Origin of the sequence: Escherichia sp. HH091_1A (assembly GCF_030295175.1) — a bacterium.
GTDB classification, from domain to species: Bacteria; Pseudomonadota; Gammaproteobacteria; order Enterobacterales; family Enterobacteriaceae; genus Escherichia; species Escherichia coli_F.
Window position 1 is genome coordinate 894,899 of sequence record NZ_AP025747.1, and the last position, 19,859, is coordinate 914,757.

Sequence of the window (19,859 nt, forward strand, 5' to 3'; positions counted from 1 at the left end):
TACTTACACTCCGGATTCGCGAAAATGGATATCGCTGACTGCGCGCAAACGCTCTGCTGCCTGTTCTGCGGTCAGGTCTCGCTGGGTCTCTGCCAGCATTTCATAACCAACCATAAATTTACGTACGGTGGCGGAGCGCAACAGAGGTGGATAAAAGTGCGCGTGCAGCTGCCAGTGTTGATTCTCTTCGCCATTAAATGGCGCGCCGTGCCAGCCCATAGAATAGGGGAAGGAGCACTGGAAGAGGTTGTCATAACGACTGGTCAGCTTTTTCAACGCCAGCGCCAAATCGCTGCGCTGGGCGTCGGTCAAATCGGTGATCCGCAAAACGTGGGCTTTGGGCAGCAGTAGCGTTTCGAACGGCCAGGCAGCCCAGTAAGGTACAACGGCTAACCAGTGTTCGGTTTCGACAACGGTACGGCTACCGTCTGCCAGCTCGCGCTGAACATAATCCACCAGCATTGGTGATTTCTGCCCGGCGAAATATTCTTTTTGCAGGCGGTCTTCGCGCTCAGCTTCGTTAGGCAGGAAGCTATTTGCCCAAATCTGTCCGTGCGGATGCGGGTTAGAGCAGCCCATCGCCGCGCCTTTGTTTTCAAAGACCTGCACCCACGGGTATGTTTTCCCCAGTTCTGCGGTTTGCTCCTGCCAGGTTTTGACGATTTCCGTCAATGCCGCAACGCTCAGTTCTGGCAGCGTTTTACTGTGATCCGGTGAAAAGCAGATCACCCGGCTGGTACCGCGCGCGCTCTGACAACGCATCAAAGGATCGTTGCTTTCTGGCGCATCTGGCGTGTCAGACATCAAGGCCGCAAAGTCATTAGTGAAAACGTAAGTCCCAGTGTAGTCGGGGTTTTTATCGCCTGTCACCCGCACATTACCTGCGCAGAGGAAGCAATCTGGATCGTGCGCAGGTAACACCTGTTTGGCTGGCGTTTCCTGCGCCCCCTGCCAGGGGCGCTTAGCGCGGTGCGGTGAAACCAGAATCCATTGCCCGGTGAGCGGGTTGTAGCGGCGATGTGGATGATCAACGGGGTTAAATTGCGTCATGGTCGTTCCTTAATCGGGATATCCCTGTGGATGGCGTGACTGCCAGTGCCAGGTGTCCTGCGCCATTTCATCGAGTGTGCGCGTTACGCGCCAGTTCAGTTCACGGTCGGCTTTGCTGGCGTCCGCCCAGTAGGCCGGAAGGTCGCCCTCGCGACGCGGTGCAAAATGATAGTTAACCGGTTTGCCGCAGGCTTTACTGAAGGCATTCACCACGTCCAGCACGCTGCTGCCTACGCCAGCGCCGAGGTTGTAGATGTGTACGCCTGGCTTGTTCGCCAGTTTTTCCATCGCCACGACGTGTCCGTCCGCCAGATCCATTACGTGGATGTAATCACGCACGCCAGTACCATCTTCGGTCGGATAATCGTTACCAAAAATCGCCAGCGAGTCGCGACGGCCTACAGCAACCTGGGCGATGTATGGCATCAGGTTATTCGGAATACCTTGCGGATCTTCGCCCATATCACCCGACGGATGCGCGCCAACCGGGTTGAAATAGCGCAGCAGGGCAATGCTCCAGTCCGGCTGGGCTTTTTGCAGATCGGTGAGGATCTGTTCCACCATCAGCTTGCTTTTGCCGTAAGGACTTTGTGGTGTGCCGGTCGGGAAGCTTTCAACGTATGGAATTTTGGGCTGATCGCCATAAACGGTGGCGGAGGAGCTGAAGATAAAGTTTTTGACGTTAGCGGCGCGCATGGCGCTAATCAGGCGCAGAGTACCGTTGACATTGTTGTCGTAATATTCAAGCGGTTTTTGTACCGATTCGCCAACGGCTTTCAGCCCGGCGAAGTGGATCACGGTGTCGATAGCGTGATCGTGCAGGATCTCGGTCATCAACGCTTCGTTACGGATATCGCCTTCAACAAACGTTGGATGTTTGCCGCCTAAACGCTCGATAACAGGCAGTACGCTGCGCTTACTGTTACAGAGGTTATCAAGAATGATGACATCATGACCGTTTTGCAGTAATTGCACACAGGTATGACTTCCAATGTAACCGCTACCACCGGTAACCAGAACTCTCATAATTCGCTCCATTAGGCTTATGGTATGAAATAACCATAGCATAACAAAGATGCGAAAAGTGTGACATGGAATAAATTAGTGGAATCGTTTACACAAGAATTTAGCCGTTCTTTATGCACGATTAAGTGATTATAAAACAGAGGGTTTATGAATGATTGCGCTTTTTATCTGAAAAAAGTCGCGGTTTCATGCCTGGATGCGTCGAACTTTAGGCCGGAGAGGGCGCTTAGGCCGCCTCCGGTACAGTCAGCATTACCGACTCAGTTTATTTTTGTCAGCGCATAACGATAGAGGTCACCGTCCGGCACGAACTCAAGACGATGGGAAATACAGGCGGGCGCATCTTCAGCGTGGTGCGAAACAAACAACAATTGCGTTTCACCTTCGCTAATCAGCACATCAACAAAACGGCGGATAAGCTGGCGATTGAGCGGATCAAGCCCCTGTAGTGGTTCATCGAGAATAAGCAACGTCGGATGTTTCACCAGTGCGCGGACAATCAGCGCCAGACGCTGCTGTCCCCAGGAAAGACTATGGAAAGGAGCGTCAGCCGTGCGTTTATCAATGCCGAGAATATCCAGCCACTGCTGCACCAGTTTTTGCTGGCGATCTGAAACGGCCTGATAAATGCCAATCGAATCAAAATAGCCAGAAAGGATCACATTACGCACGGTAGTGCTGACCCGGTAATCCAGATGCAAACTACTGCTGACGTAACCGATATGTTTTTTGATATCCCAGATGGTTTCGCCGCTGCCGCGACGTCGTCCGAAAAGTGTTAAATCGTTGCTGTAACCTTGCGGATGATCGCCTGTAATCAGGCTTAATAGCGTCGATTTTCCCGCGCCATTTGGCCCGACAATTTGCCAGTGTTCGCCTGGATTCACCTGCCAGCTAAGGTTATTAAGAATGGGGCGATCGTTATAAGAAACCACGCCGTTGTTCAGCACAATGCGCGGTTCGTTGGCGGGTAAGGCGTGACGTGCTGAAGGTTCATCTGGCTCCGGCAGTTGCACACCTTCAAGCTGTTCGCTATGCGCCAGTTGCGCGACGAGTGCTTGTTGGAGCAGTTCCTCTTTAGCACCAGTTTCCGCTAACGTGCAATCCGCCAGCACACCAGCAAACTGGACAAATTCCGGGATCTCATCGAAGCGATTGAGCACCAGTACCAGGGTAATACCGGACTGATGTAACGAGGCGAGTCGCTCAGCCAGCTGCTGACGTGAGGCAACATCAAGGCCATCGAACGGCTCATCAAGAATCAACAAGTCTGGCTCCGACATCAGCGCCTGACACAGCAGGGTTTTGCGCGTCTCGCCAGTGGAAAGGTATTTAAAGCGTCGGTCGAGAAGGGCGGTAATGCCGAACTGCTGCGCCAACTGCGCACAACGCTGTGCATCCTTAATTTCATCCTGAATGATTTCAGCCGTAGTGCGTCCGGTGTCATCTTCGCCAGGGCCGAGCATATCGGTGTTATTCCGTTGCCATTCGTCGCTGACGAGCTTTTGCAATTGCTCGAAGGAGAGACGAGTGATGTGGGAAAACTGACTTTGTCGTTCACCTTTCAAAAGCGGAAGTTCCCCCGCCAGCGCGCGGGCCAGCGCCGACTTCCCGCTCCCATTCGAACCGACAAACGCCCAACTATCACCCGCGTTTAACGTTAGCTGAGACAATTGCAGCGTTTTTGTGTCGCTAAGACGAAACGTGCCTTGCAAAATTTGCAACGATGACATTTTATATCCCATTTTTTGCAGCGATTACTGACAGGGATACGTGTTTCATAACAAATTGTCAACACGCTTAGCACAGCGTGGCGATAATCACGCTGTCGGCATTAAAGTAGGCCGTGACATTCTGCCCTTGCTGAAGAGTAGTCGCTTCATTTACCGGCACCGTGGCGCATAGTGTTTGCCCGTCGGGTAGCGCCATTAATACTTCGCACTGCTCTGCGCCGCGCTCAATATGACTAATAATACCCGGTAATTGGTTGTCGGCGTTTTGCGCTACCGCTTCGTCCTGAGTAATACCTACCCACGGCGCTTTTAGCAATATCAACACTTCTTTACCTTCATCCAGCCCAAGACGTGCGCCGCTTTGTGCGGTAATTGCGACTTTCAGGCGTGTTTTTCCGTCAGCCAGTAAGACATCAACATGCTGTTGAACGTCATCATGATCGCGGGCGGTGATGGTGCCGAACCACTGGTTACGGGCGCTGGTTTGCAGTGAAAAACGTGAGATCGCGGCCAGCAGGCTGTTCAGCGGCAGGGCGTCATCGTCACTTAATACATCAAAGGCTTTTTGCTGGATTTGCGCCAGTAAGTCATAGAGCTGAATCAGTCGCTGACCATAGCGGGTCAGTACTGCGCCGCCGCCACCTTTACCGCCTGTTGCGCGCTCAACCAGCGTATGCTCGCTTAACTGATTCATTTCGTTAATAGCATCCCAAGCGCTTTTATAGCTGATACCGGCATCTTTCGCTCCCTGGCTAATGGAACCGGAAAGCGCAATGTGTTTTAGTAGCGAAATGCGGCGCGGGTCGGCGAATAATTTTTGTTGGAGCTTAAGGGTGAGAAGGATTTCGGCCTGCATAACAATGTCCTGGCAAAAGTCTTATTGTGACGGAAAACGAACGCCACGCAAAGCTGACCGCACAAAAGGGGAGTGCTTTTCTGTGCTTAGCGGTTAGAATAGTCTCATGACTATATCTGGAGTTGACCATGTTAGAGTTATTAAAAAGTCTGGTATTCGCCGTAATCATGGTACCTGTCGTGATGGCCATCATCCTGGGTCTGATTTACGGTCTTGGTGAAGTATTCAACATCTTTTCTGGTGTTGGTAAAAAAGACCAGCCCGGACAAAATCATTGATTCTATGAATGCCCGCTTAGTCGGGCATTTTCTTTTTCTCAACTTCCTGCTTTTCCTGCCGATATTTTTTTCATCAACCTCACAAAGGTTAGCAATAACTGCTGGGAAAATTCTGAACTTGCCGTTATATTGTCGCCTACATAACGTCACATTAAGGGGTTACCAATGGCTCGTAAATGGTTGAACTTGTTTGCCGGGGCGGCATTCTCTTTCGCTGTTGCTGGCAATGCACTGGCAGATGAAGGAAAAATCACGGTGTTCGCCGCCGCATCACTGACTAACGCAATGCAGGACATCGCTACGCAGTATAAAAAAGAGAAAGGCGTAGATGTCGTCTCTTCTTTCGCCTCGTCTTCTACCCTGGCCCGTCAGATTGAAGCGGGTGCGCCTGCGGATCTGTTTATTTCTGCCGATCAGAAATGGATGGATTATGCGGTTGATAAAAAAGCGATCGATACGGCCTCGCGTCAGACTCTACTCGGTAATAGCCTGGTTGTTGTAGCACCGAAAGCCAGCGAGCAGAAAGATTTCTCCATTGACAGCAAAACCAACTGGACTTCGCTGCTGAATGGCGGTCGCCTGGCGGTTGGTGATCCGGAACATGTTCCCGCTGGCATTTATGCAAAAGAAGCACTGCAAAAACTGGGCGCATGGGATACGCTCTCCCCGAAACTGGCTCCGGCGGAAGATGTTCGTGGCGCGCTGGCGTTGGTCGAACGCAATGAAGCGCCGCTGGGTATTGTTTACGGTTCTGACGCAGTTGCCAGCAAAGGGGTAAAAGTGGTTGCCACCTTCCCGGAAGATTCACATAAAAAAGTGGAATATCCGGTTGCTGTTGTGGAAGGACATAACAATGCGACAGTAAAAGCATTTTATGATTATCTGAAGGGACCGCAGGCTGCGGAAATTTTTAAACGCTACGGATTTACAACCAAGTAATGATACTGACCGATCCAGAATGGCAGGCGGTTTTATTAAGCCTGAAAGTTTCTTCCCTGGCTGTGCTGTTTAGCCTGCCGTTTGGGATCTTTTTTGCCTGGTTACTGGTGCGTTGCACATTTCCGGGCAAAGCTCTGCTCGACAGCGTACTGCATCTACCGCTGGTGTTACCGCCCGTGGTCGTCGGTTACTTGTTATTAGTTTCGATGGGACGGCGCGGATTTATCGGTGAACGTCTGTATGACTGGTTTGGCATTACCTTCGCCTTTAGCTGGCGTGGCGCGGTTCTCGCTGCCGCCGTGATGTCGTTTCCGTTGATGGTGCGGGCAATTCGTCTGGCGCTGGAAGGGGTTGATGTCAAACTGGAACAGGCCGCAAGAACATTGGGGGCAGGGCGCTGGCGCGTGTTCTTTACTATCACGTTACCGCTGACCTTACCGGGAATTATCGTCGGTACGGTACTGGCATTCGCTCGTTCGCTTGGTGAGTTTGGGGCAACGATCACCTTTGTTTCTAACATTCCTGGCGAAACGCGAACCATTCCTTCAGCCATGTATACCCTGATCCAGACCCCCGGCGGGGAAAGTGGTGCGGCGAGACTGTGCATTATCTCTATTGCGCTGGCGATGATCTCCCTGTTGATTTCTGAATGGCTGGCCAGAATCAGCCGTGAACGGGCGGGGCGCTAATCATGCTGGAACTGAATTTTTCCCAGACGTTGGGCAATCATTGCCTGGCCATTAATGAAACGCTGCCCGCCAATGGTATCACCGCTATCTTTGGTGTCTCCGGAGCTGGAAAAACCTCGCTGATTAATGCCATCAGTGGGCTGACACGTCCGCAAAAAGGGCGGATTGTCCTCAATGGTCGGGTACTAAATGACGCCGAAAAAGGGATCTGCCTTTCGCCAGAAAAGCGTCGCGTTGGTTATGTGTTTCAGGATGCGCGGCTGTTTCCGCATTACAAAGTACGTGGAAATCTGCGCTACGGCATGGCGAAAAGCATGGTCGATCAGTTCGATAAGCTGGTGGCGCTTTTAGGCATTGATCCGTTGCTTGAGCGTTTACCGGGCAGCCTGTCCGGAGGCGAAAAACAGCGTGTGGCAATTGGCCGGGCATTGCTGACGGCACCGGAATTATTATTGCTGGATGAACCACTGGCCTCGCTGGATCTTCCGCGAAAACGCGAGCTATTGCCTTATCTGCAACGGTTGACGCGGGAAATCAACATTCCGATGCTCTATGTCAGCCATTCGCTGGATGAGATCCTCCATCTGGCAGACCGAGTGATGGTACTGGAAAATGGCCAGGTGAAAGCGTTCGGTGCGCTGGAAGAAGTCTGGGGCAGTAGCGTGATGAATCCATGGCTGCCGAAAGAGCAACAAAGCAGCATTCTGAAAGTAACGGTACTGGAACATCATCCGCGTTACGCGATGACCGCGCTGGCGCTGGGCGATCAGCATTTGTGGGTTAATAAGCTGGATGAACCGCTGCAAGCCGCGCTACGCATCCGCATCCAGGCTTCCGATGTTTCTCTGGTTTTACAACCGCCGCAACAAACCAGCATTCGTAACGTATTGCGCGCCAAAGTCGTCAATAGCTATGACGACAACGGTCAGGTGGAAGTGGAATTGGAAGTCGGCGGTAAAACGCTGTGGGCGCGAATAAGCCCGTGGGCCAGGGATGAACTGGCGATCAAACCTGGCCTATGGCTATACGCGCAAATTAAAAGTGTCTCGATAACCGCCTGATTAAATCAGGTGGTTATAAATGAACCGGGCAATGCTGTCGGTGGTGTTATCACCAATCACAATGTTGGCACGCGCTTTTACTGCGTCATCAGCGTTGCCCATCGCCACGCCTGTACCAGCGGCTTCCAGCATACTGATATCATTAAAATTATCGCCGAATGCGACGACGTTTTCCATCGACCAGCCTTGCGCCTCAACCCATTTCGTCAGGCGTTTACCTTTACTGTTACCACCGCGGGCAATATCAACCTGATCGTGCCAGGACCATTCACACTCTAGTCCCAATTCATGTTCAACATGCTTACCAAAATGCTGCAATTGCGGCAGGTCATCGTGTGTCAGGGCGAACTTCCATACTGCGTTAACTTCCTGCGCTGTCTCGGCCAGTGAAGCAACCTGGGTAAAGGTCGGACGCTGTTCCGGCGGCAGGGTTTGCGCCCAGTTAGACGTGCGAATGACATGCCCGGTCGGGTGCTCATAGACCATTGCATCATCCACATACATCAGACCGTGAATGTGGTGTTCATTCAGCATCTCAATGAGTTGCAGGGCTTTATTAACGGGCATTGGATCGGCTTCAAGCACTGTTTTTGCATGATAATCATACAAATAGGTGCCATTACAGCAAATAGCAGGTGTATCCAGCGCCAGCGCCTGATAAAAAGGATGAATAGCGACGTGATGGCGGCCCGTGACGATGATTAATTGATAGCCTGCTTCGCGAGCGCGGGCCAGGGCTTCTATCGATGAAGGAAGCAAGGTTTTTTTCGGGGTCAATAAGGTGCCGTCTAAGTCGAGAGCAATCACGCGTGTGGTCATGGCGTATTCCAGATTAAGGTTAAGAATTTTCGTCTGCGCGAATGGTACACCGATACCACTATCGGACAAAATTCTGCGTTTTAATTCAGCATTCACCGCCAAAAGCGACTAATTTTAGCTGTTACAGTCAGTTGCTAAATGCAAAGGAGCATTCATGAAGCAAACAGTTTATATCGCCAGCCCTGAGAGCCAGCAAATTCACGTCTGGAACCTGAATCATGAAGGCGCACTGACGCTGACACAGGTTGTCGATGTGCCGGGGCAGGTGCAGCCGATGGTGGTCAGCCCGGACAAACGTTATATCTATGTTGGTGTTCGCCCTGAGTTTCGCGTCCTGGCGTATCGTATCGCCCCGGACGATGGCGCACTGACCTTTGCCGCAGAGTCTGCGCTGCCGGGTAGTCCGACGCATATTTCCACCGATCACCAAGGGCAGTTTGTCTTTGTAGGTTCTTACAATGCGGGTAACGTGAGCGTAACGCGTCTGGAAGATGGCCTGCCAGTGGGCGTCGTCGATGTGGTCGAGGGACTGGACGGTTGCCATTCCGCCAATATCTCACCGGACAACCGTACGTTGTGGGTTCCGGCATTAAAGCAGGATCGCATTTGCCTGTTTACGGTCAGCGATGATGGTCATCTGGTGGCGCAGGACCCCGCGGAAGTGACTACCGTTGAAGGGGCCGGCCCGCGTCATATGGTATTCCATCCAAACGAACAATATGCGTATTGCGTCAATGAGTTAAACAGCTCAGTGGATGTCTGGGAACTGAAAGATCCGCACGGCAATATCGAATGTGTCCAGACGCTGGATATGATGCCGGAAGACTTCTCCGATACCCGTTGGGCGGCTGATATTCATATCACCCCGGATGGTCGTCATTTATACGCCTGCGACCGTACCGCCAGCCTGATTACCGTTTTCAGCGTTTCGGAAGATGGCAGCGTGTTGAGTAAAGAAGGCTTCCAGCCAACGGAAACCCAGCCGCGCGGCTTTAATGTTGATCACAGCGGCAAGTATCTGATTGCCGCCGGGCAAAAATCTCACCACATCTCGGTATACGAAATTGTTGGCGAGCAGGGGCTACTGCATGAAAAAGGCCGCTATGCGGTCGGGCAGGGACCAATGTGGGTGGTGGTTAACGCACACTAGCCGCTGATTTACCCGGCGCAGTCTCTCCTGCGCCGGTGTATTACCCCATTTCCTGTAACGCATGTCTCTGGCGTTCGACGATATTGGTCCACAAGTTGTCTTTATCGTCGGTCCATAAATTAATCAGCAAGGCAAAAAAGCGTTCTGCAGCCGGAGAAAGCACGGCATCTTTGCGGCGAATAATCCCCAATGTCCGACGTATAACCGGTTCCACCAGCGGGATACCAATAATCGAAGAATAGGGTGCATGGGGCATTGCCAGACCAGGAAGCGCCGAAATCCCCAGTCCCGCCTCCACCAGTCCTAATGACGTCGAAAGATGACGCACTTCGTAAAACCAGTCCAGCTTCCAGGGCTTGTCGGCCAGCTGTTGTTCTATCAAAAGTCGGTTGCCGCTGGAGGAGCGTACGCCAATCATTTTGTAACCTACTAACTCCTGCCATTCTACAAGCTGCTTTTTGGCTAATGGGTGGTCACGCCGACAGGCCAGCACAAACGGCTCGTTGACCAGTGGGGTAAAATCAATGGATGAATTTGTGACGTTGTTCATGTTTATGCCAAAGTCTGATTCGTTACACAGCACCGATTCCATGCAATTATTCGTGCCTTGTTCCAGAATCCGCACTTTAATATTGGGATACAGCTCATTAAATTTACCGATTGCCAGTGGTAAAAAATAAAATACTGCGGTCGGAATACACGCTAACGTCACCATACCACGATGATAAGCATTCATATCACGAATATTAAAAAGCGTTTCATCGAATTTCTTTATTAATTCCCGCGCCTCCGGGAGCAACCTTTTTCCTGCTTTTGTTAACGTAACCTTGCGAGTTGTACGCTCAAATAGTTGAATATGTAAATCCTCTTCCATCTTTTTTATTCTTCGCGTTAATGCAGGTTGCGTAATATTGAGTAATTTAGCGGCATTGTTAAATGAACTGGACTCTGCCAGTATGACAAATGCCTTCATACTTGATAATTCATGCTTCATTATTACTCCAGAAAATGGAAGCGACGATTTTGGGTGACTGGCCGTTAAAAATTTTAACTGCATTTAGCCAACTTAAATTAATGAAAAAATGTTATTAATCGTTGAGCTAAAGTCATTAGAGATGCTTTTCCCTTAATGTAACCATATCGCAATAAGTTATGTTTTTAAATTGAGGGCATTATTATGAAAAAAATACCCTGCGTGATGATGCGAGGTGGAACCTCGAGGGGCGCGTTCCTGTTAGCGGAACATCTACCCGAAGATCAAACGCAGCGCGATAAAATATTGATGGCAATTATGGGTTCCGGTAACGATCTGGAAATTGACGGTATTGGCGGCGGTAATCCGCTGACCAGTAAAGTCGCCATAATTAGCCGTTCCAGCGATCCGCGTGCTGACGTCGATTATCTGTTTGCTCAGGTTATCGTCCATGAGCAACGTGTCGATACCACGCCTAACTGCGGCAATATGCTGTCTGGCGTTGGGGCATTCGCCATTGAAAATGGTTTGATTGCAGCGACTTCGCCAGTTACCCGCGTACGTATCCGCAACGTCAATACGGGTACATTCATTGAAGCTGATGTGCAAACGCCAAATGGTGTTGTCGAGTACGAGGGTAACGCCAGAATTGACGGCGTACCGGGTACTGCCGCACCGGTTGCGCTCACTTTCCTGAATGCCGCCGGAACCAAAACCGGAAAAGTCTTCCCGACTGATAATCAGATTGATTATTTTGACGATGTTCCAGTGACTTGTATCGATATGGCGATGCCAGTCGTCATTATTCCGGCTGATTATTTGGGTAAAACAGGCTATGAATTACCGGCGGAACTGGATGCCGACAAAACATTATTAGCCCGCATTGAATCTATCCGCCTACAAGCGGGTAAAGCAATGGGCTTAGGTGATGTCAGTAATATGGTTATCCCTAAGCCTGTGCTTATTTCTCCAGCACAGAAAGGCGGGGCAATTAATGTGCGTTATTTTATGCCGCACTCCTGCCATCGTGCGCTGGCGATAACCGGTGCTATTGCCATTTCCAGTAGCTGTGCATTGGAAGGCACCGTCACCCGACAAATCGTCCCTTCTGTAGGATACGGCAATATCAATATTGAACACCCCAGTGGTGCACTCGACGTTCATTTAAGTAATGAAGGTCAGGATGCCACGACGTTACGCGCATCTGTTATTCGGACAACCAGAAAAATATTTTCCGGTGAAGTTTATCTTCCCTGAAAAATTTTGTTGTCGTGATAAGGACAAACAATAAAGGACTTCTGTATGAGTCATACAGAAAGAACAGGATTTTAAATGAATAAGAAATCGTTATGGAAGCTAATTCTGATATTAGCGATCCCATGTATTATTGGCTTTATGCCAGCTCCGGCAGGATTAAGCGAACTGGCGTGGGTGCTTTTTGGTATTTACCTGGCGGCCATTGTGGGGCTGGTTATCAAGCCTTTCCCGGAACCAGTCGTACTGTTAATTGCCGTTGCTGCCTCCATGGTGGTGGTCGGTAATTTATCCGATGGTGCATTTAAGACCACCGCCGTATTAAGCGGTTACTCTTCAGGTACCACCTGGCTGGTGTTCTCGGCGTTTACCTTAAGTGCCGCATTTGTGACCACAGGGTTAGGTAAACGTATTGCCTATTTATTGATTGGCAAAATTGGTAGCACTACCCTGGGACTGGGTTACGTTACGGTATTCCTCGATCTGGTACTGGCTCCGGCAACACCGTCTAACACCGCGCGTGCGGGCGGCATTGTGTTACCGATCATCAACAGCGTGGCGGTGGCTTTGGGGTCAGAACCTGAAAAAAGCCCACGTCGTGTTGGACATTACCTGATGATGTCCATTTACATGGTTACTAAAACCACCAGCTATATGTTCTTTACTGCAATGGCGGGGAACATTCTGGCGCTGAAAATGATCAATGATATTCTGCACCTACAAATTAGTTGGGGTGGATGGGCGCTGGCTGCTGGATTGCCGGGCATCATTATGCTGCTGGTCACTCCGCTGGTGATTTACACCATGTATCCGCCAGAAATTAAGAAAGTGGATAACAAAACCATCGCCAAAGCGGGCCTTGCTGAGCTGGGGCCGATGAAAATCCGCGAAAAAATGCTGCTCGGTGTCTTCGTGCTGGCGCTGCTGGGCTGGATTTTCAGTAAAACGCTCGGGGTAGATGAATCCACTGTGGCAATCGTTGTTATGGCGACCATGCTGCTGCTGGGGATCGTTACCTGGGAAGACGTGGTGAAAAATAAAGGCGGCTGGAATACCTTAATCTGGTACGGCGGTATTATCGGCTTAAGCTCCTTATTATCGAAAGTTAAATTCTTCGAATGGTTAGCTGAAGTCTTTAAAAATAACCTGGCATTTGACGGTCATGGTAACGTAGCTTTCTTCGTTATTATTTTCCTTAGCATCATCGTGCGTTATTTCTTTGCTTCCGGTAGTGCCTATATCGTTGCCATGTTACCGGTATTTGCCATGCTGGCGAACGTCTCCGGCGCACCGTTAATGTTAACTGCGCTGGCGCTGCTTTTCTCCAACTCCTATGGCGGCATGGTTACTCACTATGGCGGTGCGGCAGGTCCGGTCATCTTCGGCGTAGGCTATAACGATATTAAATCCTGGTGGTTGGTCGGTGCGGTACTAACGATATTAACCTTCCTGGTACATATCACCCTCGGCGTGTGGTGGTGGAATATGCTGATCGGCTGGAACATGCTGTAAATATACTCGTCATACTTCAAGTTGCATGTGCTGTGTCTGCGTTCGCTCACCCCAGTCACTTACTTATGTAAGCTCCTGGGGATTCACTCGCTTGCCGCCTTCCTGCAACTCGAATTATTTAGAGTATATCCATTTATTATCTTTCTGCGCACTTAACGGTGCGCAGATATCTGGAGCATTTGATGATCAAGTTATCTGAAAAAGGCGTGTTTCTCGCCAGTAATAACGAAATAATTGCCGAAGAACATTTCAGCGGCGAAATTAAAAAAGAAGAAGCCAAAAAAGGCACTATTGCCTGGTCTATTCTCTCTTCTCATAATACGTCCGGAAATATGGATAAACTTAAAATTAAGTTTGATTCATTAGCCTCTCACGATATTACCTTTGTTGGTATTGTACAGACCGCTAAAGCGTCCGGTATGGAACGTTTCCCGCTACCGTATGTATTGACCAACTGCCATAACTCACTCTGCGCCGTAGGCGGCACCATTAACGGTGATGACCATATTTTTGGTTTATCGGCAGCGCAGCGTTATGGCGGTATTTTTGTGCCTCCGCATATTGCTGTAATCCATCAATATATGCGTGAAATGATGGCAGGCGGCGGCAAAATGATCCTCGGGTCAGACAGCCACACCCGTTACGGTGCGTTAGGTACGATGGCGGTCGGCGAGGGCGGCGGCGAACTGGTAAAACAACTGCTTAATGATACCTGGGATATCGATTATCCGGGCGTGGTCGCGGTGCATCTAACCGGAAAACCTGCGCCGTATGTGGGCCCGCAGGATGTGGCGCTGGCGATCATCGGTGCCGTGTTCAAAAACGGCTACGTCAAAAACAAAGTGATGGAGTTCGTGGGTCCCGGTGTTGCGGCGCTCTCTACCGATTTCCGTAACAGCGTTGACGTGATGACCACTGAAACTACCTGTTTAAGTTCTGTCTGGCAAACTGATGAAGAAGTTCATAACTGGCTGGCGCTGCACGGTCGCGGCCAGGATTATTGTCAGCTTAACCCTCAACCGATGGCGTACTACGATGGCTGCATCAGCGTTGATTTGAGTGCCATCAAACCAATGATTGCGCTGCCGTTCCACCCGAGCAACGTGTATGAAATCGACATGCTGAACCAGAACCTGACCGACATTCTGCGTGAGATTGAAATTGAGTCCGAGCGCGTGGCGCACGGGAAAGCCAAACTCTCATTGCTGGATAAAGTCGAAAATGGTCGCCTGAAAGTGCAGCAGGGGATTATCGCGGGCTGTTCTGGCGGTAACTACGAAAACGTCATCGCGGCGGCGAATGCACTGCGCGGTCAATCCTGTGGCAATGACACCTTCTCGCTGGCGGTTTATCCGTCATCACAGCCGGTGTTTATGGATTTAGCCAAAAAAGGCGTGGTAGCAGATTTGATTGGCGCAGGCGCAATCATCAGAACCGCGTTCTGCGGCCCATGCTTTGGCGCGGGCGATACGCCAATCAACAACGGTTTGAGTATTCGCCACACCACGCGTAACTTCCCGAACCGCGAAGGCTCTAAGCCAGCCAATGGGCAGATGTCAGCAGTGGCGTTGATGGACGCTCGTTCTATCGCTGCGACTGCGGCAAACGGTGGCTATTTAACCTCTGCCAGCGAGCTGGATTGCTGGGACAACGTGCCGGAGTACGCCTTCGATGTCACGCCGTATAAAAACCGTGTTTATCAGGGCTTTGTGAAAGGGGCGACCCAGCAATCGCTGATCTACGGACCGAACATCAAAGACTGGCCGGAATTGGGCGCGCTGACTGACAATATCGTCCTCAAAGTGTGCTCGAAGATCCTCGACGAAGTGACCACCACCGACGAATTGATTCCTTCCGGTGAAACCTCTTCTTATCGTTCAAATCCGATTGGTCTGGCGGAGTTTACCCTGTCACGCCGTGATCCGGGCTATGTTGGCAGAAGTAAAGCGACTGCCGAGCTGGAAAATCAGCGTTTGGCGGGCAATGTCAGCGAGCTGGCAGATGTATTTGCGCGCATTAAGCAGATTGCTGGTCAGGAGCATATTGATCCGCTGCAAACTGAAATTGGCAGCATGGTCTATGCGGTGAAACCAGGCGATGGTTCTGCGCGTGAGCAGGCGGCGAGCTGCCAGCGTGTGATTGGCGGTCTGGCGAATATTGCCGAGGAATACGCGACTAAACGCTACCGTTCTAACGTCATCAACTGGGGGATGTTACCGCTGCAGATGGCGGAAGTACCGAACTTTGAAGTGGGCGATTACATTTACATCCCTGGCATTAAAGCGGCGCTGGATAATCCGGGGACGACGTTTAAAGGTTATGTGATCCATGACGATGCGCCGGTAACAGAGATTACGCTCTATATGGAAAGTCTGACTGCTGAAGAGCGCGAGATTATCAAGGCGGGTAGTTTGATTAACTTCAATAAAAACCGTCAGATGTAAAAAGCGCCATGTGAATGTAGGTCGCATCCGGCACTTATTGTCGGATGCGATGCTGACGCATCTTATCCGACCTATAAATCGCATCGAACTGTAGGCCGGATAAGGCGTTTACGCCGCATCCGGCACTTATTGTCGGATGCGATGCTGACGCATCTTATCCGACCTACAAATCGCATCGAACCGTAGGCCGGATAAGGCGTTTACGCCGCATCCGGCACTTATTGTCGGATGCGATGCTGACGTATCTTATCTGACCTACGAATCGCATCGAACTGTAGGCCGGATAAGGCGTTTACGCCGCATCCGGCAAAAAGTTAATCGCTTTTACTTCTTCGCCTCTGCAACCACTTTGCTACCCACGCCGCGGTTATTGTATTCCCACATGCGGTTGTAGTTAGTGTCATTCAGATTACGCTGTACTTCGTCGTTATCATCAACGTTGCCGGTATTACCCGCAAATGGACGATTGGAAATCACCGCATCGGCCCACGGTTTCGCCGTGTTAAAACCTTCGTTGATGGCGCTATCACGGATCACCACCTGACCGTTGGTATTGGCATCAACATCCAGCGAGCGGCCCAGTTGCGCCACGCCATCACCGGAAGCATTGAAGCGGCTGTTTACGGCGAGGAAACCGTAATAGATGTTAGACAGCGTAGCCGGTGCAAACACATACGCTTCTTGCTGAGTACGTGAGTTCACCACGCGGAATTCGGTATTATCGAACACCACTGCGCCGCGACCAGAAACGATATCCACATCCCCTTCAATGTAACTGTTGGTCACCAGAGTACGCGGCTGACGGTTGGTTTCCAGACGGTTTTGCACACCACTGTTGGTGACAAAGAATGTATTCTGACGACCGAGAATGTTGACGTTATTGATCTGCACTTTGTCGCCATCAGTACGCAGTGCCACCGCCGGATGGTTACCCGCATCTACGCTATCACCCAGCGTGTTTTCGATGGTCAGGTTTTGCAGTTGCAGGCCATTGTTTTGTGACCAGAAGACCGCAGAGCAGAGAACGCCGATACTGTCGCTGCGTTTGCTCTGGCAGCTATCGTACATATACCACGCTGGTTTACCTGGCATATATTTGCCGCGCGGGTTGACGTCGTGACGCCAGTCGGCAGGACTCATGCCCCCATCAAGGGAAAGCCCAATCTTCACATCAATCGGTTTTTCACCTGTACCGTACAGAGTAATTCCACCCGGAGCGGCAGGGACATACACCGTTCCCTGATATTCACCAGGCATCACGGCAATATACTGGCGCTTATTGGTGCGCTTGATAATTGCCGCATCTACCGCCGCCTGAATCGTGGTATGCGTTACACCTGGAGTACCCGCCGGGCCGACAACAAAGTCAGGTTGCGCAGGCAGGGTAATCGGGGAAGGATTCCACGCTGCAGCACCTGGCGTCAGGGACGCAAAATAGTGTTGAGCATCGAAATTCTGCGCTTCTTTTGCCGACAGAATCGGGCGAGAAGAGGTACCAGGCGCGGTTTGATCAGAAGGACGTTGATCGGGCGGTGTTGAGCTACAGGCGGTCAGCGTCACGCCAAAAGCCAATGCCAGCGCCAGACGGGAAACTGAAAATGTGTTCACAGGTTGCTCCGGGCTATGAAATAGAAAAATGAATCCGTTGAAGCCTGCTTTTTTATACTAAGTTGGCATTATAAAAAAGCATTGCTTATCAATTTGTTGCAACGAACAGGTCACTATCAGTCAAAATAAAATCATTATTTGATTTCAATTTTGTCCCACTCCCTGCCTCTGTCATCACGATACTGTGATGCCATGGTGTCCGACTTATGCCCGAGAAGATGTTGAGCAAACTTATCGCTTATCTGCTTCTCATAGAGTCTTGCAGACAAACTGCGCAACTCGTGAAAGGTAGGCGGATCCCCTTCGAAGGAAAGGCCTGATGCTTTTCGTGCGCGCATAAAATACCTTGATACTGTGCCGGATGAAAGCGGTTCACGACGAGTAGATGCAATTATGGTTTCTCCGTCAAGAATCTCTTTGCATTTATCAAGTGTTTCCTTCATTGATATCCCGAGAGCATCAACATGCAATGTTGTTGGGATGGCAATTTTTACGCCCGTTTTGCTTTGCTCGACATAAAGATATCCATCTACGATATCAGACCACTTCATTTCGCATAAATCACCAACTCGTTGCCCGGTAACAACAGCCAGTTCCATTGCAAGTCTGAGCCAACATGGTGATGATTCTGCTGCTTGATAAATTTTCAGGTATTCGTCAGCTGTAAGTCTTGATCTCCTTACCTCTGATTTTGCTGCGCGAGTGGCAGCGACTGGGTTTGTTGTTATATGGCCTTCAGCTATTGCCTCTCGGAATGCATCGCTCAGTGTTGATCTGATTAACTTGGCTGATGCCGCCTTGCCCTCGTCTATGTATCCATTGAGCATTGCCGCAATTTCTTTTGTGGTGATGTCTTCAAGTGGAGCATCAGGCAGCCCCCTCCTTATTGCTTTAATTTTGCTCATGTAATTTATGAGTGTCTTCTGCTTGATTCCTCTGCTGGCGAGGATTTTTTCGTAGCGATCAAGCCATGAATGTAACGTAACAGAATTATCACTGTTGATTCTCGCTGTCAGAGGCTTGTGTTTGTGTCCTGAAAATAACTCAATATTGGCCTGTATTGCTTCAGTGATTGCTATCCTCCTGTCTCGGCCTAATCCAAACTCTTTACCCGTCCTTGGGTCCCTGTAGCAGTAATATCCATTGTTTCTTATATAAAGGTTAGGGGGTAAATCCCGGCGCTCATGACTTCGCCTTCTTCCCATTTCTGATCCTCTTCAAAAGGCTACCTGTTACTGGTCGATTTAAGTCAACCTTTACCGCTGATTCGTGGAACAGATACTCTCTTCCATCCTTAACCGGAGGAGGGAATATCCTGCACTCGCGTACCCATCGACGAACTGTTTCAAGGCTTCTTGGGCGTCGCTGGCGTGCGTTCCACTCCTGAAGTGTCAAGTACATCGCAAAGTCTCCGCAATTACACGCAAGAAAAAACCGCCATCAGGCGGCATGGTGTTCTTTCAGTTCTTCAATTCGAATATTGGTTACGTCTGCATGCGCTATCTGCGCCCATATCATCCAGTGGTCGTAGCAGTCGTTGATGTTCTCCGCTTCGATAACTCTGTTGAATGGTTCTCCATTCCATTCACCTGTGACTTTGAATTTCATTAAGTTTCACCTGTAAAAAAAGGAGCCGAAGCTCCTTTGATATTAAAATTCGAATTGTCTCGCCCGAAGGCTTTTTAACATTGGTCTTGCCCGTTCGAAAATGGCGCTTGTCTGGTCAATTCGTGTTGCCTCCCTGAGCAATGCGTCTCTGTTTTTCGTCACCGTGTAGAAAGTCTCAAACGCGATGTCATACAGCTTGCTCGCGTATGATGAGTTCAGTTCCTTCAATATCGGATACAGGCGTTTGCTGATGTCCTGTGCTTTCTCCATCTGTACCTGCATGTAGCAGAGGAGGATGATTTCCTCGTCTGTGAATTGCTGTGCTGGTTGCATGCTGCGAAGTTTCTTTTCGCACTCGATGAAGTATCGGCGTATCTGGCGGCCTTTTTCGTTGTGCTCCACCATCGCCAGTTCTTTGGCTGTGTCGAGGGTGAGGTGGTAATCCTTGCGGTTGTGACCGCCTCTACCAGATGTTTGCTTTCCCAAATTGGAAAGCAAAATATAGTCTTGATTTTCAATGAATTCGTATTCTGAAATGCGATTTGTAATCCATGCCGCAAACACCTTTTTCACGCCTAAAAAAGCATGCAGATCGCGGGCATTGCAGAGTAGGGCTGTTTCGTTGGCGATAGTGCCGTTGAATACGGGGATGAGTTGACTGGTCATTTTTATGTCCTTTGCATTTGTTCAGATAGCCCTGTGTTCAGCAGGGCGGTCAGGTACTTGAACACCGTGCAAAGTCGGCCCGTATCCTTAACCTTTCGGTTGTTTTTCGGTATACGCGCTACCCGACCATATCTGAGAAATGGACATAAAAAAGCCGCATGACTGACGGGTGCGGTTTCCGCTTTGCAAGGTG

At 50.2% G+C, this 19,859-nt stretch carries 19 protein-coding genes; 8 read left to right on the forward strand and 11 right to left on the reverse strand.

The genetic code is table 11. The features are described from left to right. Positions 1-3: 3 nt before the first annotated feature. The 4 genes from galT to modE form a co-directional block, all read right to left on the reverse strand. Complete coding sequence (gene galT, locus QUF14_RS04145) at positions 4-1,050, reverse strand: galactose-1-phosphate uridylyltransferase (RefSeq protein ID WP_000191512.1); 1,047 nt, start codon at positions 1,048-1,050, stop codon at positions 4-6. Between the two features lie 9 nt (positions 1,051-1,059). Then, positions 1,060-2,076 carry a UDP-glucose 4-epimerase GalE gene (galE, locus tag QUF14_RS04150; protein ID WP_001265443.1) on the reverse strand — a complete coding sequence of 339 codons (1,017 nt, stop codon included), beginning with the start codon at positions 2,074-2,076 and terminating at the stop codon, positions 1,060-1,062. 260 nt (positions 2,077-2,336) lie between these two features. Further along, positions 2,337-3,809 carry a molybdate ABC transporter ATP-binding protein ModF gene (modF, locus tag QUF14_RS04155; RefSeq protein ID WP_000096911.1) on the reverse strand — a complete coding sequence of 491 codons (1,473 nt, stop codon included), beginning with the start codon at positions 3,807-3,809 and terminating at the stop codon, positions 2,337-2,339. 67 nt (positions 3,810-3,876) lie between these two features. After that, positions 3,877-4,665 (reverse strand): molybdenum-dependent transcriptional regulator, encoded by a 789-nt coding sequence (gene modE, locus QUF14_RS04160; protein ID WP_001147451.1) that lies wholly within the window; start codon positions 4,663-4,665, stop codon positions 3,877-3,879. A 128-nt stretch (positions 4,666-4,793) separates the two neighbouring features. On the opposite strand from modE, the gene acrZ reads away from it, so the two are divergent. From acrZ to modC, 4 genes are all read left to right on the forward strand, one after another. Then, positions 4,794-4,943: a multidrug efflux pump accessory protein AcrZ gene (gene acrZ, locus QUF14_RS04165; protein WP_000891515.1), complete on the forward strand. Its 150-nt coding sequence runs from the start codon at positions 4,794-4,796 to the stop codon at positions 4,941-4,943. Between the two features lie 165 nt (positions 4,944-5,108). After that, positions 5,109-5,882: a molybdate ABC transporter substrate-binding protein gene (gene modA, locus QUF14_RS04170; RefSeq protein ID WP_000101978.1), complete on the forward strand. Its 774-nt coding sequence runs from the start codon at positions 5,109-5,111 to the stop codon at positions 5,880-5,882. Beyond that, a complete protein-coding gene (modB, locus tag QUF14_RS04175) occupies positions 5,882-6,571 on the forward strand; it encodes a molybdate ABC transporter permease subunit (RefSeq protein ID WP_000604034.1) in 690 nt (229 codons plus the stop codon). Before modA ends, modB begins: the two co-directional genes overlap by 1 nt. Positions 6,572-6,573: 2 nt before the next feature. Then, positions 6,574-7,632 carry a molybdenum ABC transporter ATP-binding protein ModC gene (gene modC, locus QUF14_RS04180; protein WP_000891653.1) on the forward strand — a complete coding sequence of 353 codons (1,059 nt, stop codon included), beginning with the start codon at positions 6,574-6,576 and terminating at the stop codon, positions 7,630-7,632. Here the strand turns inward: modC and ybhA are convergent, their stop codons facing one another. Continuing rightward, positions 7,633-8,451 (reverse strand): bifunctional pyridoxal phosphate/fructose-1,6-bisphosphate phosphatase, encoded by an 819-nt coding sequence (gene ybhA, locus QUF14_RS04185; RefSeq protein ID WP_001360505.1) that lies wholly within the window; start codon positions 8,449-8,451, stop codon positions 7,633-7,635. Positions 8,452-8,605: 154 nt separating this feature from the next. On the opposite strand from ybhA, the gene pgl reads away from it, so the two are divergent. After that, the gene (gene pgl / locus QUF14_RS04190) at positions 8,606-9,601 is read left to right on the forward strand and encodes a 6-phosphogluconolactonase (RefSeq protein WP_000815410.1); all 996 of its coding nucleotides are present in this window, start codon (positions 8,606-8,608) and stop codon (positions 9,599-9,601) included. A gap of 40 nt (positions 9,602-9,641) precedes the next feature. Here pgl and QUF14_RS04195 read toward each other — a convergent pair whose 3' ends face one another. Further along, positions 9,642-10,595, reverse strand: a complete 954-nt coding sequence (locus tag QUF14_RS04195; protein ID WP_010361054.1) for a LysR family transcriptional regulator — start codon at positions 10,593-10,595, stop codon at positions 9,642-9,644. A 183-nt stretch (positions 10,596-10,778) separates the two neighbouring features. On the opposite strand from QUF14_RS04195, the gene QUF14_RS04200 reads away from it, so the two are divergent. From QUF14_RS04200 to QUF14_RS04210, 3 genes are all read left to right on the forward strand, one after another. Further along, positions 10,779-11,831 (forward strand): 4-oxalomesaconate tautomerase, encoded by a 1,053-nt coding sequence (locus QUF14_RS04200; RefSeq protein ID WP_000723635.1) that lies wholly within the window; start codon positions 10,779-10,781, stop codon positions 11,829-11,831. Between the two features lie 75 nt (positions 11,832-11,906). Beyond that, positions 11,907-13,340, forward strand: coding sequence for an anion permease (locus tag QUF14_RS04205; RefSeq protein ID WP_001036488.1), 1,434 nt, complete (start codon positions 11,907-11,909; stop codon positions 13,338-13,340). 182 nt (positions 13,341-13,522) lie between these two features. After that, positions 13,523-15,784: a hydratase gene (locus tag QUF14_RS04210; protein WP_100734007.1), complete on the forward strand. Its 2,262-nt coding sequence runs from the start codon at positions 13,523-13,525 to the stop codon at positions 15,782-15,784. Positions 15,785-16,108: 324 nt separating this feature from the next. On the opposite strand, the gene QUF14_RS04215 is transcribed toward QUF14_RS04210, so the two are convergent. The 5 genes from QUF14_RS04215 to QUF14_RS04235 form a co-directional block, all read right to left on the reverse strand. Further along, on the reverse strand, positions 16,109-17,392 hold the full coding sequence (locus tag QUF14_RS04215; protein WP_001091544.1) for a putative acyl-CoA thioester hydrolase: 1,284 nt from the start codon (positions 17,390-17,392) through the stop codon (positions 16,109-16,111). Positions 17,393-17,526: 134 nt separating this feature from the next. Next, positions 17,527-18,597 (reverse strand): tyrosine-type recombinase/integrase, encoded by a 1,071-nt coding sequence (locus QUF14_RS04220; protein ID WP_042970712.1) that lies wholly within the window; start codon positions 18,595-18,597, stop codon positions 17,527-17,529. Continuing rightward, a complete protein-coding gene (locus tag QUF14_RS04225; RefSeq protein ID WP_001303849.1) occupies positions 18,575-18,793 on the reverse strand; it encodes an excisionase in 219 nt (72 codons plus the stop codon). The genes QUF14_RS04220 and QUF14_RS04225 overlap by 23 nt, the downstream gene beginning before the upstream one ends. Positions 18,794-18,832: 39 nt before the next feature. Beyond that, positions 18,833-19,000, reverse strand: coding sequence for a hypothetical protein (locus QUF14_RS04230; protein ID WP_042970713.1), 168 nt, complete (start codon positions 18,998-19,000; stop codon positions 18,833-18,835). A gap of 42 nt (positions 19,001-19,042) precedes the next feature. Further along, a complete protein-coding gene (locus QUF14_RS04235) occupies positions 19,043-19,666 on the reverse strand; it encodes an antA/AntB antirepressor family protein (protein WP_024226604.1) in 624 nt (207 codons plus the stop codon). Between the last annotated feature and the right edge of the window lie 193 nt (positions 19,667-19,859).

Coding starts and splice junctions, on each gene's coding strand:
- galT (WP_000191512.1), bottom strand. CDS start 1,050: ATGACGCAATTTAACCCCGTTGATCATCCACATCGCCGCTACAACCCG.
- galE (WP_001265443.1), bottom strand. CDS start 2,076: ATGAGAGTTCTGGTTACCGGTGGTAGCGGTTACATTGGAAGTCATACC.
- modF (WP_000096911.1), bottom strand. CDS start 3,809: ATGTCATCGTTGCAAATTTTGCAAGGCACGTTTCGTCTTAGCGACACA.
- modE (WP_001147451.1), bottom strand. CDS start 4,665: ATGCAGGCCGAAATCCTTCTCACCCTTAAGCTCCAACAAAAATTATTC.
- acrZ (WP_000891515.1), top strand. CDS start 4,794: ATGTTAGAGTTATTAAAAAGTCTGGTATTCGCCGTAATCATGGTACCT.
- modA (WP_000101978.1), top strand. CDS start 5,109: ATGGCTCGTAAATGGTTGAACTTGTTTGCCGGGGCGGCATTCTCTTTC.
- modB (WP_000604034.1), top strand. CDS start 5,882: ATGATACTGACCGATCCAGAATGGCAGGCGGTTTTATTAAGCCTGAAA.
- modC (WP_000891653.1), top strand. CDS start 6,574: ATGCTGGAACTGAATTTTTCCCAGACGTTGGGCAATCATTGCCTGGCC.
- ybhA (WP_001360505.1), bottom strand. CDS start 8,451: ATGACCACACGCGTGATTGCTCTCGACTTAGACGGCACCTTATTGACC.
- pgl (WP_000815410.1), top strand. CDS start 8,606: ATGAAGCAAACAGTTTATATCGCCAGCCCTGAGAGCCAGCAAATTCAC.
- QUF14_RS04195 (WP_010361054.1), bottom strand. CDS start 10,595: ATGAAGCATGAATTATCAAGTATGAAGGCATTTGTCATACTGGCAGAG.
- QUF14_RS04200 (WP_000723635.1), top strand. CDS start 10,779: ATGAAAAAAATACCCTGCGTGATGATGCGAGGTGGAACCTCGAGGGGC.
- QUF14_RS04205 (WP_001036488.1), top strand. CDS start 11,907: ATGAATAAGAAATCGTTATGGAAGCTAATTCTGATATTAGCGATCCCA.
- QUF14_RS04210 (WP_100734007.1), top strand. CDS start 13,523: ATGATCAAGTTATCTGAAAAAGGCGTGTTTCTCGCCAGTAATAACGAA.
- QUF14_RS04220 (WP_042970712.1), bottom strand. CDS start 18,597: ATGGGAAGAAGGCGAAGTCATGAGCGCCGGGATTTACCCCCTAACCTT.
- QUF14_RS04225 (WP_001303849.1), bottom strand. CDS start 18,793: ATGTACTTGACACTTCAGGAGTGGAACGCACGCCAGCGACGCCCAAGA.
- QUF14_RS04230 (WP_042970713.1), bottom strand. CDS start 19,000: ATGAAATTCAAAGTCACAGGTGAATGGAATGGAGAACCATTCAACAGA.
- QUF14_RS04235 (WP_024226604.1), bottom strand. CDS start 19,666: ATGACCAGTCAACTCATCCCCGTATTCAACGGCACTATCGCCAACGAA.